This window comes from Kitasatospora sp. MBT63 (assembly GCF_000710465.2).
Classification (GTDB): Bacteria; Actinomycetota; Actinomycetes; order Streptomycetales; family Streptomycetaceae; genus Kitasatospora.
Genome location: NZ_JAIZ01000314.1, coordinates 12,862 through 17,933, shown reverse-complemented (window position 1 = coordinate 17,933; position 5,072 = coordinate 12,862). Strand labels below are relative to the sequence as shown.

The 5,072-nt window shown below is 74.7% G+C and carries 4 protein-coding genes and 1 pseudogene; 3 read left to right on the top strand and 2 right to left on the bottom strand.

The genetic code is table 11. From position 1 onward, the window contains the following. Together AA75_RS49500 and AA75_RS19315 are read right to left on the bottom strand one after the other, a co-directional pair. Positions 1 to 383, bottom strand: a pseudogene (locus tag AA75_RS49500) (MFS transporter); the annotation flags it as partial. 408 nt (positions 384 to 791) lie between these two features. Continuing rightward, positions 792 to 1,547 carry a MerR family transcriptional regulator gene (locus tag AA75_RS19315; RefSeq protein WP_233289095.1) on the bottom strand — a complete coding sequence of 252 codons (756 nt, stop codon included), beginning with the start codon at positions 1,545 to 1,547 and terminating at the stop codon, positions 792 to 794. A 153-nt stretch (positions 1,548 to 1,700) separates the two neighbouring features. On the opposite strand from AA75_RS19315, the gene AA75_RS19310 reads away from it, so the two are divergent. The 3 genes from AA75_RS19310 to AA75_RS19300 all read left to right on the top strand — a co-directional run. Further along, positions 1,701 to 3,251, top strand: a complete 1,551-nt coding sequence (locus tag AA75_RS19310) for an NAD(P)/FAD-dependent oxidoreductase (protein ID WP_051812786.1) — start codon at positions 1,701 to 1,703, stop codon at positions 3,249 to 3,251. After that, positions 3,248 to 4,222: an alpha/beta fold hydrolase gene (locus tag AA75_RS19305; protein ID WP_082526652.1), complete on the top strand. Its 975-nt coding sequence runs from the start codon at positions 3,248 to 3,250 to the stop codon at positions 4,220 to 4,222. Before AA75_RS19310 ends, AA75_RS19305 begins: the two co-directional genes overlap by 4 nt. Continuing rightward, on the top strand, positions 4,219 to 5,072 hold an 854-nt coding region (locus tag AA75_RS19300; protein ID WP_033821357.1), incomplete at its 3' end, for an SDR family oxidoreductase. The genes AA75_RS19305 and AA75_RS19300, both read left to right, overlap by 4 nt.

Below are 5,072 nucleotides of genomic sequence, written 5' to 3'. Positions count from 1 at the left end.
CTGCGCGAGAGCGGCCCGACCAGCGGGACCGACAGGCCGATCAGCGCGGCGGGTACCAGTTGGAGCCACAGCGGCAGCCCGCTCCGGGAGGCGGCGACCAGGGCCAGGATCGCCACGGCGTTGACGGCGGCCGCGGCGAGGCCCACCGGACGCTGGCCGCGGCGGTCGGCGAGCCGGCCGACCAGCGGGCCGGCCACCGCCTGGGCCACCGCCAGCGTGCCGGCGGCCGCCGAACCCCGCCACACGCTGCCGGAGTCGTGGCGGACCAGCAGCAGGCTGCCGATCGGGCACATCGCGTTGGGCAGCCGGCCGAGCAGCGACCAGAGCAGCACGCGGCGGCCGGTCAGGTGGACTGCGGTGCGGAACGTTGCGACAGCGGCCACGGCCGCCACCCCCCGGGCTCGGCCGCGTCGGGGTGCCCGCCTCCCGTCCGTCGGCCCTGGCTGGTCCGGCAGCTGCGGGTGAGCCTCGACCGTACGGGGACGGCGGGTGCGGCCGGAAGCGTCGGATCGCCCAGCGGCGCCGGGGCGCCGTCCGAGGGCGGATTGGAGGAGCAGCCAACCGGGACTGTGCGAAACGCCCACGGCCCCGCCCGCCCTGATGGACCGTCACCGGGCGGGCGGGGCCGTGGGATCGCCGGCGCCCGCGAGACCCCTCGCGCGGACGCCGATGCCGTTGGACCGGGGCCGCGAAGGCTCCGGCCGGCCGAGCTTAGGTAAGCCTAACTTGATAGGTCGTCATGCGGCAAGCTCCCGCGCCGGGCCCGTTCGGTGGCTCGTTCGGTGGCTGGTTCAGTGGCCGCTGAGCCGCTCGTACTCGGCCCGCACCCGGCGGTCCATCGCCAGGGTGAACTGGGTGTCCGCGACCGCCCGGGCCAGCGGCCGGATCCGCAGCACCTGGTCGCGCAGCCGGGCCGCCTCGGCCGGCGTCAGCCGGTCCACCTGGTCGAGCGGCTGCAGCAGTTGGTCGGCGATCAGCGTGATGAAGGACTCGGCGATGGCGTCGGCGTGCTCCTGTGCGGTGCGGCTGGCCGCGAGCACGGCCGCGAGCGGCACCCCCTCGTCGACCAGCGCGATGGTGGCGTCCATCAGCCGCCGGCTGATGTGGGTGATGCCGTCGTCCTCGACGGTGATGTAGCCCTGGGCGATGGACTCGGCGGTGTTCTCCTCGGTCAGCTGGTCGCCGAAGGAGGCCTTCAGCTCGGCCCAGTCGAGGTGGACCGGGGTCTCGTCGGACCAGGGCGCTGTGATTGCGTCCTGCAGCCCGATCAGCTCGGCCACGTCGCGGCCGCTCTCCCCGGCGCCGATCAGCTCGGCGATGCCGCCGAGGGCGTGCCCGCGCTCCAGCAGTTCGGCGATCACCCGCAGCCGGGCCAGGTGCTCCTCGCCGTACCATGCGATCCGGCCCTCCTTGCGGGGCGGCTGGAGCAGCCTGCGCTCGCGGTAGAAGCGCAGCGTGCGCACGGTGATGCCGGCCGCCTCGGCCAGCTCCCCGACCCGGAACCGGCGCGCCGCCGAGGCCTCCCGTTCGATCTCCTTGTCCGCCACGCCGCCAGCATAGGGCGGGCCGGCGGCGGAACCGGTGCGGTCGGGCTTCTTCCATGAACTGTCAGCAAGGACTACCCTGCCAATCGTGCCAGTGATTACTGGCAAGGTTCTAATGGTCATGCACCCCCCACCTCGCCCAGGAGGTCCGCCCGCATGGTTCCTCGCACCAAGCAGCCCGCCACGCCGCCGCCCGCCACGACCCCGCACGTCAGGGTCGCCGTGGTCGGCTCGGGCTTCGGCGGGCTCGGGGCCGGCGTCCGGCTGCGCCGGGCCGGCATCACCGACTTCGTCATCCTGGAGCGCGCCTCCTCGGTCGGCGGCACCTGGCGCGACAACAGCTACCCCGGCTGCGCCTGTGACGTCCCCTCGCACCTCTACTCCTTCTCCTTCGCGCCCAACCCCGAGTGGCCGCGCAGCTTCTCCGGCCAGCCCGACATCCGCGCGTACCTGGAGAAGGTCACCGACGTCTTCGGGCTCCGCCCGCACCTGCGCTTCGACACCGAGGTGGTGGAACTGCGCTGGGAGGAGGAGCGGACCCGCTGGCGGATCCGCACCACCCGGGGCGAGTGGACCGCCGACGCAGTGACCTCCGCGGCCGGTCCGCTGGCCGACCCGCAGATCCCGGACCTGCCCGGCCTCGCCGACTTCCCCGGCAAGGTCTTCCACTCCTCCCGCTGGGACCACGACTACGACCTCACCGGCAAGCGCGTCGCGGTGGTCGGCACCGGCGCCTCCGCCGCCCAGATCGTCCCGGCGATCCAGCCGAAGGTCGGCCGGCTGACCGTCTTCCAGCGCACCCCCGGCTGGGTGCTGCCGCGCGCCGACCGGGAGATCTCCGCCCTGGAGAAGTGGCTGCACACCCGGATCCCGCCGACCGGCCGGCTGCGCCGGGCCACCCTGTTCGCACTGCGCGAGCTGCAGGTGGACGCCTTCGTCCGGCGCCCCGGCGCGCTGCGGCTGGTCCAGCAGATGGCCGAGCGGCACATCGCCCGCTCGATCGCCGACCCGGCGCTGCGCGCCAAGCTCACCCCGGACTACCGGATCGGCTGCAAGCGGATCCTGCTCAGCAACACGTACTACCCGGCGCTCGCCGCCCCCAACACCGAGGTGGTCGCGTCCGGCCTGCGCGAACTGCGCGGCTCCACCCTGGTGGCCGCCGACGGCAGCGAGCACGAGGTGGACGCGATCGTCTTCGGCACCGGTTTCCACGTCACCGACATGCCCATCGCCCAGCGGGTGTTCGGCGTCGGCGGCCGGGCGCTCGCCGAGGAGTGGAAGGACGGCATGGAGGCGCTGCGCGGCTCGACCGTCCGCGGCTTCCCCAACCTGTTCTTCGTGATCGGCCCCAACACCGGCCTCGGCAACAGCTCGATGATCCTGATGATCGAGTCCCAGCTGAACTACCTGATCGACGCGCTGGCCGCACTGGACGCCGTCGGCGCCGCCGCCCTCCAGCCGACCGCCCGGGCCCAGCGGCACTGGAACCTCGAACTCCAGCACCGGATGGACCGCACGGTGTGGAGCACCGGCGGCTGCAAGAGCTGGTACCTGGACGCCTCCGGCCGCAACACCGTGCTGTGGCCCGGCTCCACCAGCGCCTTCCGGCGTGCCACCCGGCGGGTGGACCTGGCCGAGTACGAGCTGATCAAGCGCCCGGCCGAGGCCGCGGCCGCGTCCCCCGCCGTCGAGGAGGCCCGCGCATGAGCGCCGACCCGCCGGCCTCCGCCGGGCCCTGCGCCCCCGCCGGCCCGTACGCCCCCGCCGACCCGTACGCGCTGCCCGACCCCGCCGGCACCCGGCTGGTGCGCTCCGCCGACGGCACCCGGCTGCACACCGAGTCGTACGGTCCGGCCGGCGCCCCCGTGGTGGTGCTGGCGCACGGCTGGACCTGCTCGGTGGCGTTCTGGGCGCCGGTGATCCACCGGCTGGCCGGCGACCACCGGGTGATCGCCTACGACCAGCGCGGCCACGGCGGCAGCGACCGGCCCGCCACCCCGGCCGGGTACTCCACCGGCAAGCTCGCCGACGACCTGGAGGCGGTGCTCACCGAGCTGCTGCCCGCCGGACGGCGGGCCGTGCTGGCCGGGCACAGCATGGGGGGCATGACCGTGATGGCCGCCGCCGACCGCGCGCAGGTCGCCGCCCGGACCGCCGGCGCGGTGCTGGTCAGCACCGGCCCGAGCGACCTGGTGGCGGAGCTGGACCTGGTGCCGGCCGCCGTCCGGCCGGTGCGGCTGCGCCGGGCGCTGCACCGGCTGGTGCTGGAGTCGAAGCTGCCGCTCGGCCCGGTCAACGGACTCAGCAAGGCGGTGCTGAAGTACGCCACCATGGGCCCGGGAGCGACCGCCGACCAGGTGGCGGCCTGCGCCAAGGTGGTGCACGCCTGCCCGACCAGCACCCGGCACAGCTGGTCGCAGGTGCTCGGTACGGTCGAACTCACCGCCGGACTGGCCGCGTTGGCCGTGCCGACCGCCGTGGTGGTGGGCAGCCGGGACCGGCTCACCCCGCCGGTGCACTCCCGCCGGATGCTGGCCGCCCTGCCCGACCCGCGCGGTCTGCTGGAACTGCCCGGGGCCGGGCACATGGCGCCGGTCGAGCGGCCGGCCGAGGTGGCCGGCGAGATCCGGCGGATCGTCAATCTCGTCTCCGTGGACCAGAGGAGTGATGTCGGATGAGCCCGTCGATCGCGAACCAGGTGGTCGTGGTGACCGGCGCCGCCCGTGGCGTCGGTGCGCTGACCGCCCGCAAGCTGGCGCAGCAGGGGGCCAGGGTCGCCCTGGTGGGTCTGGAGCCCGAGGAGCTGAAGGCGGTCGCCGCGCAGTGCGGGCCCGAGGCCTCGTTCTGGGAGGCCGACGTCACCGACCTGGAGGCGCTGAGCGCCGTCGCCGGGCAGATCGAGGAACGGTACGGGCGGATCGACACCGTGGTGGCCAACGCCGGGATCGCCATCGGCGGCCCGCTGCTGGACAGCGACCACCGGGCGTTCACCCGGGTGATCGAGGTCAACCTGCTGGGCAGCGTCGCCACCGCCCGGGCGTTCCTGCCCGCACTGGCGAAGAGCCGCGGCTACCTGCTGCAGATCGCCTCGCTGGCCGCCATCACCCCGGCGCCGCTGATGGCCGCGTACTGCGCGAGCAAGGCGGGGGTCGAGGCCTTCGCCCACTCGCTGCGCGCCGAGGTCGCCCACCAGGGCGTCAAGGTCGGGGTCGGCTACCTGAGCTGGACCGACACCGACATGGTGCGCGGCGCGGACCAGGACGCCGTGCTGCGGCAGATGCGCGCCCGGCTGCCCTGGCCGGCCAACAAGACCTACCCGCTCGGCCCGGCGGTCGACCGGCTGGTGGCCGGTATCGCCCGGCGTTCCGCGCACGTCTACGCGCAGGCCTGGCTGCGCGGGATGCAGCCGGTCCGCTGGGTGCTGCCGAGCCTGATCGCGGCCGTCGGTGCGCGCGATGTGGCCCGGCTGGCACCGGAGTTGAAGGCCACGGCGGGGGACCGGCTGCGCCCGGTGGGCGCCGGGGGCGA

Excerpts from the sequence above, each read along its gene's own strand:
- AA75_RS19305 (WP_082526652.1), top strand. The coding sequence starts at position 3,248 with ATGAGCGCCGACCCGCCGGCCTCCGCCGGGCCCTGCGCCCCCGCCGGC.
- AA75_RS19310 (WP_051812786.1), top strand. The coding sequence starts at position 1,701 with ATGGTTCCTCGCACCAAGCAGCCCGCCACGCCGCCGCCCGCCACGACC.